Source organism: Asticcacaulis solisilvae, assembly GCF_017875235.1.
In the GTDB taxonomy this organism is placed as follows: Bacteria; Pseudomonadota; Alphaproteobacteria; order Caulobacterales; family Caulobacteraceae; genus Asticcacaulis; species Asticcacaulis solisilvae_A.
Genome location: NZ_JAGGMI010000030.1, coordinates 1 through 1,538 on the forward strand (window position 1 = coordinate 1; position 1,538 = coordinate 1,538).

Genomic DNA, 1,538 nt, shown 5'->3' on the forward strand with positions numbered 1-1,538 from the left:
TCCCTCAGCACGGTCCAGTGCAGATCATAACCCGACAGGTCGGTGAAGCTGTTACGGTTGACGACCCTGAACGTGCCGGAGGCGGCATCGCGCTCGAAGGCCACCGGCGAATAGACCTGGCGCAGCTCGTAATATTCCGGATCGGGCACGCGGTCGGCGCTCAGCACGCCGTCGCCGATGACGCTGTTGTCGCCACGCGCCGGATTGAGATCGAAGCCCGATGCCCAGTAGGGCCGGCCCTTCGCGTCCTTTGCATGCACCGTCTGGTCGATGAAGTCCCAGACAAAGCCGCCCTGCAGCTTCCTGTGGGCGCGGATGACCTGCCAGTAGTCCTCGAGATTGCCTAAGGAATTGCCCATGGCGTGGGCATATTCGGTCTGGATCATCGGCTGGGTGCGCGTCGGGTCCTCGGCCCAGTCGACCATCTTCTCGATGTCGTCATACATCGGCGCATAGATGTCGACATAAGCGTTGGGCGCGTGCTTTTCGATCAGCGTCCCGTGGCCCAGATAGCTGATCAGGCGCGTCGGATCGTTCTGGCGTATCCACTTGGCGGCGGCCTCGAAGTTCGGCCCCGTCCCCGCCTCATTGCCCAGTGACCAGAAGATGATCGACGGATGGTTCTTGTCGCGTTCGACCATGCGCGAGACGCGGTCAAGGTGCGCCTTCGCCCAGTGCGGCTTATAGCCCAGCTGCATCTGTTCGCGGATCGAGGGGTCGTTCTTCTGCGCCGCCAGCTTGTCCGAGGTGTCCATATATTCATGGCTCTCGATATTGGCCTCGTCCATGACGTAGAGGCCGTATTCATCGGCCAGGTCATACATGTATGGCGCGTTCGGATAGTGCGAGGTGCGCAAAGCATTGACGTTGGCCTGCTTCATCATCTCGATGTCCTTGCGCATCAGGTCTTCGGAGACGACGCGATAGGTGTCCGGATCGTGCTCATGGCGGTTGACGCCCTTGATCAGGATGCGTTTGCCATTGACCTCGACCTCGCCATTGCGGATCTCGACCGTGCGGAAGCCTACTTTTTTCGACGTGGCGGAGACCAGATTGCCCTTGGCGTCCTTGTATTCGATGACCAGGCGATAGAGGTTGGGCGTCTCCGCCGACCACGCCTTGACGTCCTTGATCGTGCCTTTCAGCGCTGCCGACGTGCCGCCCTTGATGGCGCCGGTCGTCGTCAGGACCACAGCGTCACCGTCATAGAGGGTGGCGGTGACGCTGCCTTTGGCCGGCGCTCCGGCAAATTCGGTCTCGAGCGAGAACAGGCCGTCCCTGTAGGCCGTCTTGTCGAGCAGGGCCCGCACCGTGAAGTCGCGCAGGCGCGCCTTGGGCTCGGCATAGAGATAGACGCTGCGCTCGATCCCCGACAAACGCCAGAAGTCCTGGTCTTCGAGGTATGAGCCGTCGGCATAGCGGTAGACCTCGATGCTGATGCTGTTCTGGCCGGGTTTGAGGAACTTCGTGACGTTGAACTCCGACGAAAGCTTGGAGTCCTCGGAATAGCCAACCTTCTCGCCATTGACCCAGATGTA

At 60.9% G+C, this 1,538-nt stretch carries 1 protein-coding gene; it reads right to left on the reverse strand.

What is annotated here, in order from left to right; all coding sequences use genetic code 11:
• A partial coding sequence (locus J2X24_RS22430) for a glycoside hydrolase family 2 TIM barrel-domain containing protein (protein WP_281064988.1) occupies positions 1-1,538 on the reverse strand: 1,538 nt, incomplete at both ends.